Below are 21,310 nucleotides of genomic sequence, written 5' to 3'. Positions count from 1 at the left end.
TTACTTGGCGGCTTTAATCTCAGACTCAGTGACCCACTTATGGTTCTTCATGGTCATGCCACCGGCAGTAAAGTCCACCATATAAACGGTCTCATCAGTCGATGACTCAATTGTTCCTTCGGCTCCCTTCATACCTGCCATGTGTTCAGCCTCGATGGTCACGGGGGTATCGTCGGCAAGGCGTTCACTCCCGGCGTCCGCCAGTTCTTCTTGCACAACCCACTTGTGGTCGGTCACGGGGTCAGACCCGTCAGTGGGGGTGTAATTCACCGAGTAAGTGTAGGTCTGGTAAGCACCAACGACGGTGGCGGTCGCCCCGTCCATGCCGCTCATGTGGTCAGCAGCAAGAACTACCTCGGTGCCAACAGGGTAGGTGGGGTCGGTAGCTTCGGCGATGCCGGCAGGGGCAGGCCCGCCATCTGCCGGGTGGTTGGCGTGATCAGCATGGGCAGCTGCGGCCGATGACACCAGGGCCTCGGCTTCACTTTTAGCTGTGGAGTCGTTGGAACCACAGGCCGTCAAAGCCAGCAGCGATGCAGCGGTGAGGGCGAGGACGCGGGTAGTTAGGGTTTTCATAGTTACCTCCTAGGGTGTGGGTTGAATGTTATGAGAAGCGGAAGAGTCGGGTGGAGTTGAGCACCACGAAAACCGACGAGAAAGCCATGGCCGCCGCCGCAATCATGGGGTTGAGCAGGCCCGCCGCCGCCACCGGAATAGCTATCGTATTGTAGGCAAAAGCCCAGAAGAGGTTGCTCTTAATCAGGCGCAGGGTGGCCCGTGAGAGCCGAATGGCCGTCGGCAGTGAACCTAAGTCACTGCGCACAATGGTCATGTCGGCGGCCTCCATGGCCACGTCGGTGCCCGACCCCATGGCCACACCCACATCGGCCTTGGCCAGGGCGGCCGCGTCATTCACGCCGTCGCCCACCATAGCAACTCCTACCCCGCCTTCTTGCAGGCGGGTGATGGTGGCCAGCTTGTCGGACGGGCTGACCCCCGCATAGACATTCTCGGGGCCAATACCCACCCGGGCTGCCACAGCGCGGGCGACGGGCTCGGCGTCCCCGGTGAGCAGCACCGGGGTGAGGCCCAGGGCTCGCAGCTCGGCCAGGGCCTCGGACGCCCCCGGCTTAGGGGTATCCTGCAGGGCCAGCAGGCCGGCGGGCTGCCCGTCGAGGGCGAGGACGACGGTGGTGCGCCCCGCTTCCTGACCGGCCAGGAGGGCGCGGATGTGGGTCTCGCTCAGCTCAATACCCTCACCGGTTAAGAAGCTGGCCTGACCTACCAGAACTGTGACCGGCAGGCTCTTACCTGCCGGGGTCTGCTCGAGTAGAGTTGCCCGCACGCCCCCGCCAGGGGCTGATTCAAAGTCGGTGACCTCGGGCAGGGGAACCCCCGCCCCAGCTGCGGCCTGGGCTGCCTGGGTGATAGCCCGGGCAAGGGGGTGCTCAGAGCGGCTCTCAGCCGCCCCAGCCAGGGCGAGTAGCCGGCCGGCGTCCTGGTCTTCAAAGCCTACGAAGGGGGTTACCTCAGCCAGGGTGAAGGCGCCGGTGGTGACGGTGCCGGTCTTATCGAGCACCACGGTGCGCAGGTGCTTGGTGGATTCAAGCACCTGGGCTGAACGAATCAGAATGCCCAGCTGGGACCCGCGCGAGGTACCCGCCAGAAGAGCCGTAGGGGTAGCCAGACCCAGGGCGCAGGGGCAGGCAATGACCAGCACCGACACGGCTGCGGTAAAAGCCGCATTGACATCGTTGGTCACCAGTAGCCAGCCGATCAGGGTAGCAAGAGCCAGCCCAATGACAACTGGAACGAAGACTGCAGAAACCCGGTCAGCCAGGCGGGCAATAGGGGCCTTAGTGGACTGGGCCTCCGCCACGGTGCGGCTCATCTGGGCCAGCACAGTATCAGAGCCCACCCGGGTCGCCCGCACCGTCAGCGAACCCGACGTATTGACGGTTGCGCCAACAACGGCGTCCCCCACTTCCACTTCAACCGGCACAGACTCGCCGGTCAGCAGAGAGGTGTCCACCGCTGAGCGTCCTTCAACGACCTCGCCATCCACCGCAATTTTCTCACCGGGTCGCACCACAAAGAGGTCGCCGGGGAGCAGATCCTTGACGGGAATCTGAACCTCCCGCCCGCCCTGCAACACCGTGGCCGACTTGGCCCCCAGATTCAGTAGGGCCCGCAGGGCCTGGGACGACCGCCGGGTGGTGCGGGTCTCAATGCTGCGCCCAGCCAGCAAAAAGAGGGTAATCATGGCCGCCGCGTCAAAGTAGAGCATGTGGTCCATGCCGTGCCCACCAGCGGACGCCCCGTGCCCGGCATAGGTGGTCATAACCGGGTCAAGGGCCAGCTGCCAGAGTGAAAAAGCGTAAGAAGCAATAACACCCAGAGAAATAAGAGTGTCCATGGTAAAGGAGCCGTGCCGCAGGTTAGTCCAGGCCGGGCGGTGGAAGGGCAGAGCCGCCCAGGTCGCCACCGGCAGGGTCAGTGCCGCAACCACCCAACCCCAGTGAGGGAACTGGAAGGTCGCAAACATAGAAATGAGAAAGACCGGCAGGGTAAAGATTGCCGCCACCCACAGGCGCGGGGCGAGCGAACCCTGCCCGGCATCGTCCGTCTGCTCGACGGCGTCCTGCTTGAGACTAGCCGTGTACCCGGCCTTCTCGATAGTCTCAATCAGCTGCTCATCGGTGATAGAAACAGGGGCAACCACGCGGGCAGTTTCCAGCGGAAGATTGACCGAGGGCTCCACCCCAATTTTCTTGAGCTTGCGCTCCACCCGCCCCACACAGGACGCGCAGGTCATACCCCCCACGTTCAGATTTACGATGCGGGTATCACCGGTGAAAACCTCAGCGGTGGATTGGGTTGGCATGACGCCTTCTTTCACTTGATGTGCTTGTTGTGTTTGATGCCTGGGGTCGGGTACATATCGCGGGCTGTGGAGGGCGGCTTTGCCCAGCGACCCTCTTGCTCCTCGCCTGGGGGCTCGTCGCAATTCACGCCAGCCCCGGAGCCAGCTGGGCGCCAGCCGCCCTCCGTCGTCCGCTCCTCCTGTGGGCAAAGCCGCCCTCCACAGCCCTAGAAAAATGAGCCGACAGAGACGCGCGCCCGCCCTAGAGTGCGCTAGAAGATTAGCCGACGGGGGTGAAGCCGGCTTCTTCGATGGCGGCTGAGACGGCGGCGGCGTCCAGGTCGCCGGTGTGGGTGATGGTGACGGTGGATTCGCCGCCCTTGACCACATCGACCTCTACACCGGTGACATTTTCAATTTCTTCAATTTCTTCGCGTACGCTCATGGCGCAGTGGTTGCAGGTGAGGCCGGTTGCTTTGACGATGGTTGCTGACACGGGTTTTCTCCTTGTGGGTGAGGGGCGCGGACGCCCGTACTTGGGGTGGCGGGAGCCGGTTGGCCCCGCCGGGTTTATGGTTTAGCTCTTGATGAGGCGGGTAATGGCTGCCATGGCCTCGCTGATTTTGTCGTCGAGGGGAGCGGTGTTGCCGGTGGCTTCTGCCTGGGTGGCGGCGTCGACGACGCAGTGCCGCACGTGATCTTCCAGAAGCTGGATGGAAACACTGTGCAGGGCCTTGTTGATGGCAGAGATCTGGGTGAGGATGTCGATGCAGTAGACGTCCTCGTCGACCATGCGCTGGATGCCGCGTACCTGCCCCTCGATGCGGCGTAGGCGCTTGAGGTAGGCGTCCTTGTCGGCGGTGTAGCCGTGCTGGTGGTCAGCCGAGTGGCTTGCGCAGTGTTCTTCGCTCATGTCTTTAACATATACCCCCTGGGGGTATATCTACAAGGGGGCTGATTCTTGAATGTAACCAAAATTTTCATAGGTGCGGGCAAAGAACGCACTTATGAAACTTTCGATTACCTTCAGCACCACCGGCCGATACTAAGCGCCCTGTTAGACTGGTTCTATGGCTTCTTTCATCGAGGATTACGCCCTGCTTTCAGACATGAATACCGGCGCGCTGGTTTCCCGCACCGGTTCCATTGACTGGTTCTGCGCCCCGCGCTTTGACTCCCGCGCGGTCTTTGCCGCCCTTCTGGGGGAGCGGGAGCACGGACGCTGGTTGCTGGCTCCCCTCGAATCGGTCAACCCCGCCCCGGTGGAAGAGATCCGCACGGAGCGTTCCTACCGCGAGAACACCTTTATTCTGCAGACCGTCTGGTTTGTGGGGGACGCGTCGGTGCGCGTCACCGAGTTTATGCCGCTTTCGGGCGGCACCACCATTGTGCGCAACGTGGAAGGCTTGACCGGTGAGGTCACCATGTATCACGAGCTCGCCCTGCGCTTTGATTACGGCAAGACGATTCCCTGGGTTACCCGCTATGAGGGGGTGGATGCCACTGGCGCCCCCGACCCGTCCGCCGACATGCTGGTGGGTATGGCTGGCCCCCACGCCCTGGTCTTCCGGGGGGACTCCCTGCCTGAGGGTGACCCCGAATCTAAGGCCGAAACCTTCACTATTTCTGCTGGTCAGAGCTACACTTTCACCCTGTCCTACTTTGCCTCTAACCACAATCCGCCTGCCACGGTGGACTACCCCACGGCCCTGACCTACACCCAGGAGCAGTGGCAGGAGTGGTCCGAGCTCTACAGCCCCGCAGACTCCCTGCCAGAGGCCGAAGATGAGGACGCCGCCCCCGCCCACCTGCCCAAGGGCGGGCAGGTGCCCACCGGCGTCCGCGCATCTGAGCAGGCAGAGCAAGCGCCCGCTACTATTTCGGCGGTGCGCGAGGTTGAGGAGTTGGAAGAAGCTAAGACCTCATCAATTCTGCTGGAAACCGGCTCAAACACCGCCGCTCCCGAGGTCGATGAAGCCACCTACCATGAGCTAGCCCAAACCGTTGCGAGCCAGGTTGTTGCCCCCACCGCCGAGGACCACCGCGAAGAAGCCAACACCCGCTACCGGGAAGCCCGCCTGCGGTCCCTGCTGGTCCTGCGCGCCCTGATTTCCCGTGAAACCGGTGCCCTGGTCGCCTCCGTGACCACCTCCCTACCCGAGGTCATTGGGGGTAAACGCAACTACGACTTCCGCTTCACCTGGCTACGCGATGTCGCCATGGCCATGGACGTAACCCTCGCCCACGGCCACGAGCGTGAGACCGCCCAGCTGCGTAACTGGATTCTCCGAGCCTTGGCCAACAACCCCCGCCGTATTCACGCGGTCTACGGCCTGGCTGGCGAAAAGGACGACATCGAGCGCCGCCTGGCCCTGCCCGGCTACGAGGGGTCCCAGCCGGTGCGAAGCGGCAACGGCTCGGGCGACCAGTTCCAGGGGGACGCCCTAGGCCAGGTGCTCGTCACCTTCGCCAATCTGCGTGAAGCGGGCGTAGCAGAAGACCACCTCTCCTGGCCAATCCAGAAGGCCCTGCTCAACGCCGCCACCGAACGTATCGGCGACACTGACCGCTCCATGTGGGAGACCTTCGGCGAACCCGCTGTCTACACCCACTCCCAGGCCATGCTCTGGGCAGCCTTCGATGCCGGCGTCTCAGCCGTACGCGACTTCGGGCTCGACGGGGACGCCGCCACCTGGGAACACTGCCGCGACGCCGTTGCAGATGAGATCCTGAGCCGCGGCTTCAACGCCGACCTGGGCTGCTTTGTCTCCACCTACGGCGGCACCGCCGTGGATGCCTCCCTACTGCAACTACCCCAAATTGGGCTGGTCGACTGGGACGACCCCCGCATGCTGGCAACCGTTGAACGTATCGAAGCGACCATCCGCCACTCCTCGGGCATGATTTACCGCTACGACAACTCCGACTCCCAAGACGGCTTTGAGGGGCAGGACAACCCTCACTTCGTCTCCTCCCTCTGGCTAGCAGAGCAGTACATCCGCTCAGGTCGGGAGGCGGACGGCCGCGCCCTCCTCGATACCGTCCTGGACTGCGCCAATGACCTGGGGCTCATGAGCTCCGAGTATGACTTCGACCAGCAGCGCCTTACCGGCAACTTCCCCCAGGCCCTGGCCCATATCTCTCTGATTCGGGTGGTGGAGGCGCTGGGGTTATAGGCCCTCTAGAGCAGCTTGTGCGCCGCCTCCACTAGGATCAGCACGCCAAAGACCAGTAGCGCTGACCCCGCGATGCCGCCGTGGATGAGGGCTAGCAGGCTTCCCCATGATGAAGGGTTGCACGCTGGTGACCATAAAGGGCAGCACGCTGGCGATGTAGAAGACCGCGATTTTGGGGTTGAGAATGTTGGCGATCAGGAAGGTGACACCCAGGTAGATCAGATAGCGGCCACCTTCCACAGTAATGAAGTCAAAGACGCAGGCGTAGGCGTTTCGTCGTCCTAGCCCACCCAGCGGTAGCCGGTTCCCTTACGTCCTCGCTCACCTACCATCGCAACTAGCCCTGCCTCAAGGAGCTGCTCTACAGCGTAGCGAACCTGGGCGGGGCTGAGCCCGGTCTGGTCGGCAAGCTGAGCGCGCGTCAACACCTGCCCAGACGCAAGAGACTGCGCAATAAGGGGGGTATTCTTGCCAACTCCCTGGGGTAGGACCGGGGCAGGAGATTGTTGCAGGCTAGGGCGATGTGTCGGCACAGAAGGTGCTGGCTGTTCCTGGCGGGCAGGCAGGGGGTGCTCTGCAAACCAGAGAACCACTCGAAACTTGACCCCGGTATCGGTGAAAATAGGTGCGGGTGCCCCTGCCGCTTCAAGGGCCTGCTGGACCTCCCGAATCCCTCCGCCTTCGCCCTCAATAACCCGAGCTCCATCTGAGGTTTCACTGTTCTTCATCAGGTAATAGAGCCTCTGATTGACCGCTGCCTGAGCATGTTCTTCGCTCAGGAGCTGGTGGGTGGACAGGCCGCGCAATCCACCGGGGCTCTCAACAATGAGGCACCGCTCGGTGATGCGAACCTGCACAGACTTGCCGGTGCTGAGCGTCAGGGGGCTCAGGTCACGGTGAACCAGGGCGTTGGCAATGACCTCACGCACTGCGGTCATGGGGAGAACTGTTTGGTCGTAGAGGTCCCCGCTACCGTTGTAGACCTGGTAGGTAGGGAGGTTGGCCTCCACCCAGTTCGTGAGGTCCGCAAGCAGGTCAGGCACGGCTCCATCGAAATGTTCAAGATTGCGGCTTCGTGACGTTCCGTTGCGGGTGGTGAGGACGGCGGCGGTCACCCCGAGCGCAGGTTCCGGGCCCTGCGGGTAAAAACCTAGTCCGTACAAACCCGCTACAGTGGGGGTGCCCTGGGGGTCTAAGACACCTGTTGCCCTGAGAATATCTTCGTCCTCTAGCTGCCGCATACGCCTGCTACTTGCCCGGGTATGCTCCAGGTAGCTCTTGACGAGCTGGGGGTTTAAATCTGCCCTGGTACTGTTGGGGGCAGGCTGGGCATCATAGCGAATGTGCTCAGAAGTGTGGAGTTTAGCAATCTCAATCATGCGTAGCTCCACGGGGTTCATGGCGTAGTCGCCGTCTGACTGGCGAAGATACGATATGCCCTTGTAGGTGGCAGGCTTGTCTGTGATGGGGAGTCCCTGGACTTCAACAATGAGTACGGTGGCGGGTTCATCCTCTTCTGGGGAGAGGGAAGTGAACTCTAGATACGGGGCCGGAGCAACATCGTTTCGGTTATGTGCAGCGATCGCTGCTTCAAGCTGGGCAACCTGGGGTACCCCGGTAACGGTAAACCCTGCCTTCTCGTCGATACCTAGAATAATAGTTCCGCCACTAGGCATATTGGCAAAGGCGCAGAGGGTTTCCCCTAGGCGGGTTGGCATGCCTCCCTGGGCTTTTTTGACTTCAATGGTGGTGGTGTCGCCTTGGCGCTGACGTAGCTGCTTGAGGGTTTCGGTAAGGCGTTCGGATGTCCAGGTCATGGTTAAAGCATGGGGCTGTCATAGTGAAAAGTCAACGTCATTGCTAACCATGATGGCCATTTTCACCATGATAGTCACCATGATTTTCACTATGAAGCTTGGATCTGCCTGCCCCATCGGGCAGCCTTGGCAGCGCAAATCATGAGCTGCACCTGGTGGAAAATCATGAGCGGCAGAATGAGAGCCCCCACGGCTCCACCCCCGAAAATTACCGCTGCCATGGGCAGGCCGGTTGCCAGGGACTTCTTCGAGCCGCAGAACTGTACCGCCACCCGGTCGCCGTAGCTAAAGCCCAGCTTCTTTGAGACAACCCCGCTGAGCCAGAGCAGGAACTCAACCAGGACAAGCGACAGAAGAACCAGGAGCAGAATCTGCCAGGGGCTAATGCGGGTCCAGATGCCCTGCACAATGCCGTCCGAAAAGGCTGCATAGACCACCATGGCAATGGAGAGACGGTCAACGTGCTTGGTGAGCTTGTTCTTGGATATGTCGCCCACCCAGCGGCGCAGGAGCTGACCCAGCACGAAGGGTAGCAGCAGCTGGAGCGCGATATCACCAAAAACGGAGCCTGAGATGGTGAGCTGATCGCTCTGCATCAGCAGCATAGCCAGCAGGGGAGTGGCTATCACACCCACGATATTTGAGGCACTCGCGCTAACAATTGCCCCTGCCACATTGCCCTTGGCGATAGAGGTGAAAGCCACCGAGGATTGCACGGTGGATGGCACCAGGGTCATAAAGAGCAGGCCCAGGTAGAGCTCCCGGCCGATAATGCCCTGGACGGGGTAGAGGGCTAGGCCAATGAGCGGGAAGATGAGGTAGGTAAAGCCCAGGATGGTGCTGTGGAGCCGCCAGTTTTTCAGGCCCTGCAGGGCTTCTTGGGGTGAGAGCCGGGCACCGTAGAGAAAGAAGAGCAGGCCGATGGCGATTTTGGTGGCTACGCTGAACCCCTCGGCGAAGTTCCCGCGCGCCGGGAAGATAATCGCCAGGGCAACGGCAAGCAGAATTAGGGTAATCAGCGGGTCGGGGCGCCAGGAGCGCAATTTCTGGGGTAGGGCCATTTAGCCCATTCTACTCTTTGCCTTTTTCGGCCTCGTACCACTTGGCACCGCCAAGGGCGGCCAGACCTAGGCCAACAATACCGGCGATAGCGTAGAGAAAACCCATGGGGATCACCTTCCTCTTTGAGGGCTAATAAACCCCACCCTAACCCATGCCTGTGATGTGGGCAATAGGTTGGGGTGGGGTTTTCCTGTCGAGAGTTAGCCCTGGTCAGTGGGCGGGTTGTCCGGGGCGGACGCCGGGCGCTCGCCTTCCCGAGGCGTAGCACCCGAGCCGCTACCGGCGTCCTGACCCTGCTGCTCAGGTGACTGGCCAGGTGCCTGCTGGGGATCCTGCGGCGAGGGAGCGCCGAAGCCGTTCCAGGGAGTGCGCTGGCGGTACTGCGGGGGCACCCAGCCGGTGTAGAGCATGTCGCCTACGGTGCGGTCGCGGTACTGGGCCGGGGGTCGGTAGGTGGTGTTGACTGAACCCCAGTGTTGGTTGTCGGCGCGTTCGGGGTAGGTTGCCAGGTGGTCGGTGGCCTGCAGGGGGTCGGCCCAGGCTTCGGCGGGCTCTGCTGCCGGAATCATGGAGAGCGGGTAGGGCGGGTTGTTCTTGGGGCGCCAGATCAGGCGGCCGGGTTCGGTGCGGTCGCGCAGGGCGTGGGCACGCCAGGTCACCGGCGGGTGGGTGGTGGTGAGATTGGCGAACCAGGTGAAGAAGCCGCGCTCGTAGACGGCCCGGTTGGCCAGTTCGTGGAAGTTGACGTCGTTCATCAGGTACTTGCCGACGGTGAGTACGGTGGTGGTGGTTTCGGCGCCGTCGGGGGCGTAGCGGTAGCCGAAGTTGTCGGCGGTGTATTCCTGGGTGCGGGAGAGCAGGTTGCCGAGGATCGGAATCTGCATGAAGAAGCTGGTGAAAATCAGGCGGAAGTAGCTGACATGACCGGCAGCGATATGCCCTACCTCGTGCCCGATGATGAAGCGAAGGGCCTCGGGGTTGCGGGCTGCGCCACCGATTTCGAAGAGGTCGGAGTAGATGGCGATGAAGCGGCGGTGCCCGTGGCCCGAGGCGAAGGCATTGATTTGGCCGTTGCCGAGTACGACGTAGGCGTCGGGTACGCGGCGCAGGCCGGCGGCGTGGGCGGCTTCAACAATCATCTGGTAGGCCTCGGGGAACTGGGTGGGGGTAATGCGCACCCCGCTCAGGCGCAGACGTCCGTACATGGCGCCGCGTACGAAGAAGATGCCCAGGGGCAGGTAGATAGCGATGGCGATGAGTTGGCCGACCAGGTTACTGATTTGGTAGTTGACGAAGTCGTCCCCCAGCACGCTGCTGAAGAGTGAGTAGATGAGGTAGACACCGCCGCCCACGTAGAGCATGATGGTCAGGGCGTAGGCCATGACGAGCAGGGGCAGCTCGGCCGGGTGGCGCAGGGCATTGAGGAACTTGAAGGGCAGCAGGGATTGGAAGCCGAAGAGCTTGGGCGCGGGCAGGGGCGAGAGGGGCCGCTGGCGCGTGTCTTCGGGCAGCCAGCCGCCGCTGAGGTCGTTGGGTAGGGGCTGGGTAAGGCCCTGCTCGTTGATGTGCGCGGACGCCTGTGGGCCGGGTTGCTGCGGGTAGGGCGGGGTGGTGCCGGGGTTGTTCTCACTCATGCGATTTCCTGCTGGTTAGGCGGTGTGTTCTGGTTCCACAGTAGCAAGAAAGTTGGTGAGCGCTGTGTTCTGGACTGGCTGGTTGAGAGCCGTTACTTGGCTACGTGGGTTGGGTGGGCCCTGTGGGCGCAGGCTTCCGCCCGTTGCTGACGAGTTTTGCCGGTGTTGAGCTGTGCTCTAGTGAGGGGGTAACTAAAATTCATATAATGTTTCAAATAACCTCTTGTACACGATTTGGATTGGTGGTAAAGAGCAAATCATGAGGATATCTCCTGATACCCAAGTCTCAGCCAGAGACGGCTGACCAATCACTCAGGGAGCATCAAATGAGAGCCAGCTCAATATCAAAAGTTGTGGCGTTAGCGTTTATTGTATCTACAACGTTTGGATATCAAGGTATCCGTGTAGATAAAAATGGAATAGTCGAAACCTGGGGGGCGTAAACGTTTGAGATAACACCATTAGAAATTATCAACAGCTGAATTTTGCTTCTCCTTGCTTTTGCTATTGCATACAGATCTATTCGCTCGCAGCCCAACAAAAAGTAGTAGAACCTGTGCCACCATAAAACGCTCAGTGGCACAGGTCTCCTTCACCAAATTAATTTTTGTACAGGTAAAACGAGCCCTTAATTCTGAGGTTCTGATTGCTCATGGCAGCGGGGTGGCTGAGGCTTTTCTAATGTTGTATCTGAGTAGACTTGATTTTTATTTCTATCGCTTATCTGTCGAACTACATCTGGTGCATCGTTAATATAGGCGTAGTTCTTTTCCTTTTCTTCTGGTGATTCTGTGAGGGATTTTTCTATCTCTGAAAAATCCCTAAAAGATGATGTGTGGCAGATGATGTCGTAGTAGCTATCGAACTGTTCTTTGCTGAGGTTTGATAGGGCCTTGCTCTCATCAGCTACCGGTTCATATTGGCGCAGGGGTGGCGCAGTGGCTTGCGGTCTTGTGTCTGGAAATTCTTCTTTGATAGTTCCCGTTCCGCAACCACTTAGGGCTAAAGCTCCTAGAATTACCAGAATTTCTATTTTCTTCATTTTAAAATCGTTCCATTTAGCATTATTTAATGATGCTTTAACCGAATCAGTTATTCTTATTGGGTGAGGGAGTACCTTTCAATTTTCTCTATACTTGGATACACCCTGCTTGAATAGTGTGTCCTGTATGGCATCTCAAACTCCTGGTTTGTATTCTCGCGCCACACTGTCCAGACTTTTGCTGTAGGTAAGCTTGACTCTAGTGAATGATACATAACCCGTCCCTTGCCAAAGCCGGGGGAGACTGTTTTAGCAGAGCGAACGTTTACATCGAAGACCCCTTTTTGTCTAAAATGAAAAGTTTCACCAGAGGTATTTCTAATCTGGTAGGTATTTCTCAGTGATGATTGAGTTTTGTTCAGTATACCGATTCTGGAGTTTTCATGTACGTTTTGTGCGCGATACCTGTGGGTAATGCTCTGCTGTGTTTCTGTTGTTTCATCATTTTGATTTTTAACAAAAATGGGGAGGGTCTTTAAAGCTTCCTTTTGTTGGTGAATAATCTCTTCGCTGTACCCCATTTCCTCTAGTTCTTGTGGTGAAATGATATAAGATGATTCACTTAGAATTTCACTATAATAGCTGTTTGTGGTACTTATATTTTCAGAATGCTTTACTTGTGAGGATGTTGGAGTAGCATGTGCGGTATGCGGCACTAGAAAAGTAACTGTAAAAAATAAAACAGAAATCTTACCGAAAAATTTAGCTTTCACTTGGTTCTCCTTGAGTGCTTGGTCAGCCTTCCTTGGCTGAGACTTGGGGATCAAGAGTGGAGTTCTTGTGCTTCTGACATTAATACCTTGTTTAGGATCCAGTCAAGAACCTATCTAAAAATACTGAATAGATTGTTCGGCTGCTTCTTCGTAATGGTGTAACTCTAGCTTGTGGGTCTTGATACCTGGCCAGAAACGAAAAGCGGGGTTTCTTTCGAAACACAGTAAAGAACCGTAGTTCGAAAGAAACCCCGCTCTATCAGCGGTGAGGCTCTAAAACTTAGGCAACCAGGGCCTCGGTGGCCTCAGCGATAGCCTTTTCTTCGTTGGTGGGGATAACCAGTACGGGGATAGCTGAGTCCTCGGTGGAGATGATGCGGGGGTCGTCGCCGCGTACCTGGTTGGCTTCGGTGTCCAGCTTGATGCCCAGGGCGCCCAGACGCTCAACTGCCAGCTCACGGAACTGGTGGGAGTTTTCACCAATACCGGCGGTAAAGACCAGGGCCTTCATGCCACCAACAGCTACATGGTAGGCACCGATGTACTTAGCCAGGCGGTAGGAGGTCATATCCAGGGCCAGCTTGGCGCGCTCGTCCCCAGCTTCCATAGCCTCAACCACGGCACGCATGTCGTTGTTGCCAGCGATAGCGAGCAGGCCGGACTCCTTGTTCAGTAGGGAGTCCATCTTGGCGGGGGTCATTTCGGGATCCCGCATCATGATGGAGGTCAGTACAGAAGGGTCAATATCGCCGGAACGGGTGCCCATGACCAGGCCAGCCAGGGGGGTGTAGCCCATGGAGGTATCCAGGCACTTACCGCCCTCAACAGCGGTGATAGAGGCGCCGTTACCCAGGTGGGCGATAACACCGTTAAACTCGGAGCGGTCTAGACCCAGGAAGTCAGCGGCAATGCCGGTGACGTAGTCGTGGGAAGTGCCGTGGAAGCCGTAGCGGCGCACGCCGTACTTCTCAACCAGTTCTTCGGGAACAGCGTAACGGTAGACGTGCTCGGGCATGGTGCCGTGGAAAGCGGTGTCGAATACGGCAACCATGGGGACGCCGGGGTAGGTTTCCTGGGCAGCCTTCAGACCCAGCACGTGGGCGGGGTTGTGCAGGGGAGCCAGAGGGGAGAGCTCATCAATCTTGGCGATGACCTCGTCGGTGACCAGCACGGGCTCTGAGAAGATGTCGCCGCCCTGAACGACGCGGTGGCCGATAGCGTCGATGGTCTTACCGTGCAGGGGCTCAACCAGGGCCTTAGCCATGATGTCGAGGGCTTCGGTGTGGGTGGGGATCTCGGCGGAGCCGATGTTCTCGACCAGGCCCTTAGCGATGACCTGGTTCTCTTCACCGGTAGCGGCGGTGTCACGCACCTGGTACTTCACAGATGAGGAACCGCAGTTAATAACGAGTACGAGCATGAAAGTGTTTTCCTTTAGTTGCTTAGTGAGTGAGGGGGGAGCGGACGCCTGTGCCTAGGACGCAGGCGGACTCCCCGAAAGGCGACTGGCTGGGTCTGGCATGAATCGAGCGAGCCCTCCAGGGCGAGCTCGAGAAGGTTAGTCGCCGCAGGGGAGTCCGCTGCGGCCCTAAGGTTCGCGGCGGAGGGGACGTACCCTGCTTCGCAAACCCAACCCGAGCGCGTCCGCGTCCGCGTCCTATTACAGGGTCTGTGCCTGGATCGCGGTGATAGCTACGGTGTTGATGATGTCATCGACGGTAGCGCCGCGGGAGAGGTCGTTGACGGGCTTGCGCAGGCCCTGCAGGACGGGGCCGACGGCTACAGCACCGGAGGTCTGCTGCACAGCCTTGTAGGTGTTGTTGCCGGTGTTCAGGTCGGGGAAGATGAACACGGTTGCCTGTCCTGCGACCTCTGAGCCGGGGAGCTTGGAGGAGGCGATGGACATGTTGGAGGCCGCGTCGAACTGGATGGGGCCCTCGAAGGCGAAGTCGGGGTTGGATTCGCGCAGCTTCTCGGTGGCTTCGACGACGAGTTCGACGTCGGTGCCGGAGCCGGAGGTGCCGGTGGAGTAGGAGAGCATGGCGACCTTGGGGTCAACGCCGAACTGGCGGGCGGTCTCTGCTGAGGCCTTGGCGATGTCGGCGAGCTGCTCGGAGTTGGGGTTGGGGTTCACTGCGCAGTCGCCGAAGACGAGCACGCGGTCTTCCATGAGCATGAGGAAGACGGATGAGACGACCTTGACGCCTTCGCGGGTTTTGATGAATTCCAGGGAGGGGCGGATAGTGTTGGCGGTGGTGTTCACGGCGCCGGAGACCATGCCGTCGACGATGCCCTTGTGTACGAGCATGGTGCCGAAGTAGGAGGGGTCCATCATGCGGTTCTGGGCGCCTTCGAGGGTCATGCCCTTGTGGGCGCGCAGTTCGGCGTAGGTTTTGGCGAAGTCCTCGGTGTAGTCGTTGTTGTCGAGGTCGATGATGGTGACGCCGCGCTTGCCGTCTTCTGCGATGGGTAGGTCGATGGATTCGCGCTGGCAGATTTCTGCGATTTTTTCGGGGTTGCCGATGAGGGTGAGGTCGCAGAAGTCGCGGCGGACGATGATGGATGCGGCGCGCAGGATGCGGGGGTCGTAGCCTTCGGGCAGGACGATGGAGCGGCGGTCGCTGCGGGCCTTTTCGATGAGGTTGTGCAGGAAGCGCAGGGGGGTCATGGTTGCGGGGCGTTCGAGTTCGAGGCGCTCGAAGAGTTCCTTTTCGTCGACGTTGCGGAACCATTCGCCGAGGGCGGTTGCGATCTTGCGGGGCTGGCCGAGGGCGAGCTGGCCACGTACCATGGAGACGGCGCGGCCGGCTTTGAAGGTGTCAAGCTGGGTGGAGAAGACGGGGAAGGGCGCCTTTTCAACGAGCTGGCCGATGGCGGTGTCGCCCTTGAGTTCTGCTGCGAGGCCGCCGGTCAGCAGCATGCCGGAGGGGGCGGGGAAGCTGGGGGAGAGGGCGGAGGCGAGGGTTGCGACCATGATGTCGGAGCGGTCGCCGGGGACGATGACGAAGTCGCCGTCGGTGAACTGGGAGAGGAAGTTGGAGACGGTCATGGCCGCGATCTTGATGTCGTGGATGTCGCGGTCCAGGAAGTCCTGGCTCATGCCGTCGTGGTTGAGGCCGAGGTTGTAGACGACTTCGGCGACGGTGGGCAGGGAGATTTCGGGCAGTTCGGGCAGAACGTAGACGGGACGGTTGGAGGGGCCGCGCTTGACGTTCTTGAGGATTTCTTCGCGCAGTTCGGGGCGGGCGCGGTTGACCATGATGGCCAGGACGTCTACCTTGGCGCCGTGGAGTTCGGTGCGGGCGACGTCAACGGCGTTGACGACGTCTGAGACGGTGGATTCCTGGGCGCCGACGACGGCGATGACGGGGGTGCCGAGGTCTTTGGCGAACTGGGCGTTGAGGTCGAATTCTACGGTTGCTGCGTTGTGGGAGAGCAGGTCGGTGCCGTCGACGATGATGGCGTCGCAGTGCTTGGCCATCTCGGAGTAGACGGAGACGGCGATGGAGGACATTTCTTCGTGGTCGCCGGATGCCAGCAGTTCACGGCAGCGTTCGAGGGAGACACCGCCCCGGGCCTGGGCGTCGCTGAGGTTGTACTTGGTGCGGAGCAGACGGATGAGGGGGTCTTGTGACTCGATTTCGCCGCTGAAGACGGGGCGGAAGAAGCCGACGCGGTCGGTTTCTTTGAGTAGGGAGTCGATTAGGCCGATGGCGATGAGGGACTTGCCGGAGCCCTGGTTCATCGCGGAAATGTACATGCCGTTGGTCATCTGGGTCTACATCCTTGTGGCTGTGTTTTTGTGGGTTACGGTGGCCGTGGGGCTACCGTATGCTTACTTCTGAGTTTATTCCTTTGTGTGGGCTTTAGGGGCGGAGCAGCGTGCGTTTGTGTGGTATCTCATGAGGGGCGGACGCTTGCTGACAGTCTGTGCCCGCACGGGGTGCAGGCGGGTGGTTAGGCTGGGTTCAGAACTATCGTCTGAGAGAAGAGTCTTATGTCTGTGAAACTCACCCGCCGAGCCCTTGTAAGCACCCTCCCTCTGCTGGGCTTGGTGGCCTGTGGCGGTTCTACCGAGACCACTGCCGGCGCTTCTGCCGCCGCGAGCGGTGAAGCTGCGGCGGGCGTCCGCACCGATGCTGGCTACCAGCTCAATGCAGTGACGGACGGGGCCCCCACGGTCATCCTCTACACCGATCTGCAGTGCCCCTACTGCGCTAAGGCCGACCCCAAGTACCGTGAAGCCGCTGCCGAACTGGAGGGCACCATGAACGTGACGGTGCGCCACTTCCCGCTGCCGATGCACGCCAACGCGGTTCCCGCTGCCCAGGCTGTGCAGGCTGCTGAGGCCCAGGGCGCTTATGTGGCGATGGCTGATCACCTCTACACCCACCAGGCTGACTGGAAGGAAATCACCGATACCGCCCAGTTCGCCACCCTCATGGGTGACTACGCCGAAGAGCTGGGCCTGGACCGCGCCCGTTTCGAGTCTGACCTGGCAAGCGAAGAGGCCCTGGCCCTGATTGAGCAGGAGTACCAGGACGGCGTCGCCGCAGGTGTGAAGGGCACCCCCAGTTTCGTGGTGGAGGGAACCAAACTAGAGAACGTGGATTCAGGCACCAGCACCGCCGACATGGTGGCGGCCTTCAAGCAGGCGGCCGGGCTCTAAGAAATCGTGTAGGTAGCCGAAACCTTCTTGTGCGTGTTCTTTGAACGCGCAGATGAAGGTTTCGATTACATTCACCGGAGCGGACGCCTGGTCACCGCCCGCTGCGCCCTCTAGAGTTGAAGGTATGAAGATAGCTCTCGCCCAGATGCTCAGTACCAAGGACGTTGCCCGCAATATCGAGACGATCCGTGAATACACGGCGCTTGCAGCAGAGCGCGGTGCCCGCCTGGTGGTCTTCCCCGAGGCGGCCATGCTTAGCTTCGGCGGGCGGCTGTATGACGATGCTGCCCAGCACGAGCTGACCTTCCGCACCGCCCTCGCTAACATCGCGCGCGAGAACTACGTGACCGTGGTGGCGGGTGGCTTCGCCCCGGTGCAGCTAGCTGACGAGTGGAACCTGCGGGTCTACAACAACCTCTACTGCTTCGACCAGAACGGGGTAGAGACCGTCTACACCAAGATGCACCTCTACGACGCCTTTGGGTTTAAAGAATCTGAGGGGGTCAAGGCCGGTGAGCAGCTGGTGACCGTCACCGTGGACGGCACCAAAATTGGTCTGGCTACCTGCTACGACGTGCGTTTCCCCAAGCTCTTTGCCGACTACTCCCGCGCCGGGGCGAAGGCGACGGTGGTGGCGGCGTCCTGGGCCGGGGGTGAGGGTAAGGTGAGCCAGTGGCAGATTCTCACCAGTGCCCGTGCCCTAGATTCCAATATGTTTGTGTTGGCTGTTGATCAGGCGTCCCCCGCCAGCGCTGACCCGCGGGCAGATATTACCCAGCCGACCGGCGTGGGCTACTCCCGGGTAGTTTCCCCCTTCGGTGCGACCCTGGCTGAGGCCGGTGAAGCTCCCGAGATTCTGGTGGTTGACCTTGACCTCACCGAGGTAGACCGGGCCCGCCAGGCCCTACCCGTACTGGCGAACGCCAAGCTGGGCTACTAGAGAAAGGGTCTTCTGACATGGGTTTCTTTGACATCTTCACCGATAAAACCCCGGCTGAACCGGCCGAGGCCCAGCTCATGGCTACCGCCTACGGCCACGTGCAGGGCGTGGGCTTCCGCTGGTGGGTCGCCGGTATCGCCAAGCCCCTGGGGCTGGTGGGCTACGCCAAAAACATGGATGACGGGTCGGTTGAGATTATCGCCCAGGGCAGCGCGGACGCCTGCGAGAAGCTCCTTGCCGAACTGACCGGGGGTGATACCGCCGGTAGGGTTGACCACGTTGACTCTGACATCACCCAGCCGGTAGGCTCCTATAAGGGGTTCGGCATCTACTAGGAAGGCGCACTATGGGCCATTCTCACGGTCACTCTCATAGCCAAGCCCACGGGCATTCCCACGGCGCCGGAGTCAACGAGCGCCGCCTCATTGTTGTGGTGGCTATCGCCTGGTCGCTGGTAGCCTTCCAGCTGGTCGGAGCCTGGCTGACCGGCTCCCTGGCTCTGCTCTTCGACACGGTTCATGTCTTCACCGATGCCCTGGGGGTGAGCGTAGCCCTAGCTGCTGCGCGCCTGGCCCGCCTACCGGCGTCCTCGCGCCACACCTGGGGATTCCGCCGGGTTGAGGTGCTCTCAGCCATGTTCCAGGCCGCCGTGCTGCTCGGGGTCGGGCTCTTTGTGCTCTACGAGGCGGTGCAGCGCCTGCTGGAACCTGCCCCCATACCCGGCCGTGAAGTGCTAATTTTCGGCGCCATTGGCCTGGTGGGCAACATCGTGATGATTGCGGTACTGGTGGGCGGCGACCGCACCAACTTCAACATGCGGGCCGCCTTCTTGGAAGTGCTCAACGACGCCCTGGGCTCGGTGGCCGTTGTTATCTCGGCCCTGGTGATATGGCGTACCGGCTTCTACCAGGCCGATGCCCTGGTCGCTATGCTCATCGGCCTGCTCATTATTCCGCGCACAGTCAAGCTCTTTCGCGAAACCACCTCGGTCCTGCTGGAATCAACCCCGCGCGGGCTTGATCTCGACGAGGTCCGCCGCCACCTGGAAAGCCAGCCCCACGTGGTTGCCGTACACGACCTACACGCCAGCCAGATTTCCTCCGACCTGCCGGTGCTCACCGCCCACATTGTGCTCGACGATGAGTGCTTCATCTCGGGCCACTCCGTAGAGATTCTCAAGCACCTGCAAAGCTGCGTGGCTGAGCATTTTGAGGTGTCGATCAAGCACTCCACCTTCCAGATAGAGCCGCGCTCTCTGGCTGCCGACGAAGACCTGCGGCACCTGCACTAGACCGGAAAGGGGCTAGGCTAGAGAACATGTCACGCACCATTCAACTTTCTTTTTCTGGCCTGAGCGCATCCGTTGCCCCTGACGGCTTCTCAGCGACCGGCCGGATTCTTGAAATCGGCGGGGCAGAGCAGTCCCATGTGGATCTAGCCCACCCCGACTTCATCTTCTACGAGTACCTGCGCCGCATCGGCAACCTGGTTGATCTTCAGGCTGAGCCCGGGGCACCCATCACCGCCGCCCACCTGGGGGCAGGGGCTCTGACCCTGGTGCGCTATATTCAGGCCACCCGGCCCGGTTCTGCCCAGCTGGCTGTTGACATCGAGCGGGAGCTGCCCGGTTTTGTGATGGAGCAGCTACCCCTGCCAGAGGGTACTAACTGCACAATTTTGATTGAGGACGCCGCCGCGGCGGCTCCCCGCCTGAAAGCGGAGTTGGGCGCGCCGGGCGGTCTTGACCTGGTCGTCCTCGATATTTTCTCGGGCTGGGAGGCCCCGCCCCACCTGACCACCGCCGAGTTTTACACCGACCTGCGCGACTCCCTGGCCCCTGCCAGTAGTGAGAGTGCGGGCGGGCTCCTGGCTGTGAACGTGGGGGATGACGCCGGGCTGAGCTTCTTCGTTGCCCAGGCCCGCACCCTGCTCGATGTCTTTGAGCACGTCTGGTGCCTGGCCGACACCACCATGCTGAGCGGACGCCACGCGGGCAACCTCATTCTGGTGGGTTCGCACGTGGCGCTCCCCCAGGACGCCGCCACCCGCCTGGTCGGTGCCGGGCCGCACCCGGCGTCCGCCCTGGGCACTGACGAGCTGGTGGAGCTCCTGGGGAAGCTAGGCTAGGGCCAGGACGCCCGGGTTGGCAAAAGCCTGCACGGCACCGGCTTCGCCGAAGGGTAGCGTGATAAGCGTGGCGATGACCAGGGCAGCTACCTCTAGGCTCAGGGTGGTCACACCCCAGGCGTCCAGCTGGGGAAAGAGCTGCACCGCAAAAGCCGCGCCTATCTGTAGGGAGATACAGGAGCCGATCACGAGAAGCACACCGGTGGTCTTATCGGAGCCGGTGAAACGGGAACGGACTGCCTGCACGGGTGCCTTCTTTCGCGAGGGGTACTGCAAACAGTGTAGGTGGCTGCCTGCCGTAGGGGTGGCGCTGACCGCCAAATGTTACGGTGTCGCTCACACACGTGGCGGCCGGTGCCACAATTGTCACCTAGAGGTGCTGCATAACCTGTCATGCCCAGGGCATACACGATAGCAAGTACACTGTGTTTAGGGTCGTTTGCCGGTAAACTAAAAGCTATGTTCAACTTCAACGCATCTAGCGCTTTTGACGCTAACGGTCAGCCCAAGCCCGCGGTTACCCGCACCGTAGATACCGTGCTGAAGGTTCAGCGCCCCCTGATTGTTTCCATGCTCAAGAAGATGCGTGAGAAGCACCCCCACGAGACCCCCGACCAGATTGCCAAGCGCCTCGAAAAGGCCTACCTGCGCGATGTGACGGTCGGCGGCGGTGCCGTGGGCGCAACCGCTTTTGTGCCCGGTCTGGGTACTGCGGCGTCCGTCGGCCTGTCTGCCCTGGCGGTGGGCGGCTACCTGGAACGCACCGCTATCTACGCGCAGGCTATGGCTGAGCTGCACGGCGTGCACGTTGAGGACCCCGAAAAGTCCCGTCTCATGGTCATGGCTATCATGCTGGGTGAGGACGGCTCCGTGCTCATGAACTCAATCCTGGCCCATACCGGCAAGACCGGCGGTGTTTCCCGCAAGTGGGGCATGATGATGGGTTCCAAGGACTCCGGCAAGGTGTTCAGTATCGAGCGCACCATCCGCAATATGTTCATTAAGCGCTTCTTGACCCGCCAGTCCGGTGCGCTGCTCGGCCGTGCCCTGCCCTTCGGTATCGGTGCTGTGGTGGGTGGCGGTGCCAACCTGGCCCTGGGTAAGAACGTGGTCAAGTCGGTGGAGCAGACCTTCGGTGCCCTGCCCGCTGTCTTCCCCGATGCCCTTAACCTCGACCGGGCCCCCAAGTTTGAGGGTGGCAAGGGCGAGGACGCCGGCACCTCTGAGGGCGCGCAGGGTGAGACCGCGCAGCTTGAGAAGTAAAGAG

General features: G+C 60.6%; 19 protein-coding genes. 7 read left to right on the top strand and 12 right to left on the bottom strand.

Annotated elements, in window-relative coordinates:
• From VSX42_RS07535 to VSX42_RS07520, 4 genes are all read right to left on the bottom strand, one after another.
• The gene (locus tag VSX42_RS07535; protein ID WP_326503704.1) at window positions 1-576 is read right to left on the bottom strand and encodes a YdhK family protein; all 576 of its coding nucleotides are present in this window, start codon (window positions 574-576) and stop codon (window positions 1-3) included.
• Window positions 577-604: 28 nt separating this feature from the next.
• A complete protein-coding gene (locus tag VSX42_RS07530) occupies window positions 605-2,884 on the bottom strand; it encodes a heavy metal translocating P-type ATPase (RefSeq protein ID WP_326503703.1) in 2,280 nt (759 codons plus the stop codon).
• Between the two features lie 259 nt (window positions 2,885-3,143).
• Window positions 3,144-3,359, bottom strand: a complete 216-nt coding sequence (locus tag VSX42_RS07525; RefSeq protein ID WP_326503702.1) for a heavy-metal-associated domain-containing protein — start codon at window positions 3,357-3,359, stop codon at window positions 3,144-3,146.
• Between the two features lie 81 nt (window positions 3,360-3,440).
• Entirely contained in the window at window positions 3,441-3,776 is a 336-nt protein-coding gene (locus VSX42_RS07520) for a metal-sensitive transcriptional regulator (RefSeq protein WP_326503701.1), read from the bottom strand.
• A gap of 157 nt (window positions 3,777-3,933) precedes the next feature.
• Between VSX42_RS07520 and VSX42_RS07515 the strand changes: the two genes are divergently transcribed.
• Window positions 3,934-6,039, top strand: coding sequence for a glycoside hydrolase family 15 protein (locus tag VSX42_RS07515; RefSeq protein WP_326503700.1), 2,106 nt, complete (start codon window positions 3,934-3,936; stop codon window positions 6,037-6,039).
• 281 nt (window positions 6,040-6,320) lie between these two features.
• Here VSX42_RS07515 and VSX42_RS07510 read toward each other — a convergent pair whose 3' ends face one another.
• From VSX42_RS07510 to pta, 7 genes are all read right to left on the bottom strand, one after another.
• Window positions 6,321-7,856, bottom strand: coding sequence for an ATP-binding protein (locus VSX42_RS07510; protein WP_326503699.1), 1,536 nt, complete (start codon window positions 7,854-7,856; stop codon window positions 6,321-6,323).
• 89 nt (window positions 7,857-7,945) lie between these two features.
• Window positions 7,946-8,917, bottom strand: coding sequence for a bile acid:sodium symporter family protein (locus VSX42_RS07505; protein ID WP_326503698.1), 972 nt, complete (start codon window positions 8,915-8,917; stop codon window positions 7,946-7,948).
• 201 nt (window positions 8,918-9,118) lie between these two features.
• Entirely contained in the window at window positions 9,119-10,552 is a 1,434-nt protein-coding gene (locus VSX42_RS07500) for a M48 family metallopeptidase (RefSeq protein ID WP_326503697.1), read from the bottom strand.
• A 628-nt stretch (window positions 10,553-11,180) separates the two neighbouring features.
• Window positions 11,181-11,594 (bottom strand): hypothetical protein, encoded by a 414-nt coding sequence (locus VSX42_RS07495; RefSeq protein ID WP_326503696.1) that lies wholly within the window; start codon window positions 11,592-11,594, stop codon window positions 11,181-11,183.
• 56 nt (window positions 11,595-11,650) lie between these two features.
• A complete protein-coding gene (locus VSX42_RS07490) occupies window positions 11,651-12,307 on the bottom strand; it encodes a hypothetical protein (RefSeq protein ID WP_326503695.1) in 657 nt (218 codons plus the stop codon).
• A gap of 280 nt (window positions 12,308-12,587) precedes the next feature.
• Window positions 12,588-13,727: an acetate kinase gene (locus VSX42_RS07485; RefSeq protein WP_326503694.1), complete on the bottom strand. Its 1,140-nt coding sequence runs from the start codon at window positions 13,725-13,727 to the stop codon at window positions 12,588-12,590.
• Between the two features lie 240 nt (window positions 13,728-13,967).
• Complete coding sequence (gene pta / locus VSX42_RS07480) at window positions 13,968-16,079, bottom strand: phosphate acetyltransferase (protein WP_326503693.1); 2,112 nt, start codon at window positions 16,077-16,079, stop codon at window positions 13,968-13,970.
• A 225-nt stretch (window positions 16,080-16,304) separates the two neighbouring features.
• Here pta and VSX42_RS07475 point away from each other — a divergent pair, with 225 nt between their 5' ends.
• The 5 genes from VSX42_RS07475 (at window position 16,305) to VSX42_RS07455 (ending at window position 20,043) form a co-directional block, all read left to right on the top strand.
• Window positions 16,305-16,976, top strand: a complete 672-nt coding sequence (locus VSX42_RS07475) for a DsbA family protein (RefSeq protein ID WP_326503692.1) — start codon at window positions 16,305-16,307, stop codon at window positions 16,974-16,976.
• Between the two features lie 124 nt (window positions 16,977-17,100).
• Window positions 17,101-17,916 (top strand): carbon-nitrogen hydrolase family protein, encoded by an 816-nt coding sequence (locus VSX42_RS07470; protein WP_326503691.1) that lies wholly within the window; start codon window positions 17,101-17,103, stop codon window positions 17,914-17,916.
• 17 nt (window positions 17,917-17,933) lie between these two features.
• Complete coding sequence (locus VSX42_RS07465) at window positions 17,934-18,251, top strand: acylphosphatase (RefSeq protein WP_326503690.1); 318 nt, start codon at window positions 17,934-17,936, stop codon at window positions 18,249-18,251.
• Between the two features lie 11 nt (window positions 18,252-18,262).
• Window positions 18,263-19,207 carry a cation diffusion facilitator family transporter gene (locus tag VSX42_RS07460; protein WP_326503689.1) on the top strand — a complete coding sequence of 315 codons (945 nt, stop codon included), beginning with the start codon at window positions 18,263-18,265 and terminating at the stop codon, window positions 19,205-19,207.
• Window positions 19,208-19,233: 26 nt separating this feature from the next.
• Complete coding sequence (locus VSX42_RS07455) at window positions 19,234-20,043, top strand: fused MFS/spermidine synthase (protein ID WP_326503688.1); 810 nt, start codon at window positions 19,234-19,236, stop codon at window positions 20,041-20,043.
• On the opposite strand, the gene VSX42_RS07450 is transcribed toward VSX42_RS07455, so the two are convergent.
• Entirely contained in the window at window positions 20,035-20,289 is a 255-nt protein-coding gene (locus tag VSX42_RS07450; RefSeq protein WP_326503687.1) for a hypothetical protein, read from the bottom strand. The genes VSX42_RS07455 and VSX42_RS07450 overlap by 9 nt on opposite strands.
• 213 nt (window positions 20,290-20,502) lie before the next feature.
• On the opposite strand from VSX42_RS07450, the gene VSX42_RS07445 reads away from it, so the two are divergent.
• Window positions 20,503-21,306, top strand: a complete 804-nt coding sequence (locus VSX42_RS07445; protein WP_237186764.1) for a di- and tripeptidase — start codon at window positions 20,503-20,505, stop codon at window positions 21,304-21,306.
• Window positions 21,307-21,310: the final 4 nt, after the last annotated feature.

The organism is Rothia nasimurium (genome assembly GCF_035916755.1).
Lineage (GTDB): Bacteria > Actinomycetota > Actinomycetes > Actinomycetales > Micrococcaceae > Rothia.
Note: the sequence above shows the minus strand (reverse complement) of the source record. Positions and strands in the feature narration are given on the sequence as shown.